Genomic DNA, 318 nt, shown 5'->3' on the forward strand with positions numbered 1-318 from the left:
AAGCAGTTTCGATGCTCACAACGTTCGAAAACCGCTTTGCGACCTCAGCCTTGGCAACGTCTTTGTAGTGATTTGTCCTTTCTCGCTGTCTCTTCTTGAAAGTTGATTCGAATCCGGCAGGACGAACACAAAAAGTGAGCTCCGCCCTCCTTCTCAACAACTGTTCACGAACGGACTGTGCAATCACATAGGCGAGACGCGGAGGCACAGAGTTCCCGATCTGCTCTACTGCCTTCCCATACTTACCGACAATCTCATAGTCATCAGGAAATGATTGAAGGCGCTTCAGCTCTTGAACACTGAACTGCCGATTTTTCC

Annotated in this window: 1 protein-coding gene; it reads right to left on the reverse strand. The window is 49.1% G+C overall.

All coding sequences use genetic code 11. The features are described from left to right. A partial coding sequence (locus EN852_RS38055) for a DNA cytosine methyltransferase (protein WP_135879847.1) occupies positions 1 to 318 on the reverse strand: 318 nt, incomplete at both ends.

Origin of the sequence: Mesorhizobium sp. M2E.F.Ca.ET.209.01.1.1 (assembly GCF_004010375.2) — a bacterium.
In the GTDB taxonomy this organism is placed as follows: domain Bacteria; phylum Pseudomonadota; class Alphaproteobacteria; order Rhizobiales; family Rhizobiaceae; genus Mesorhizobium.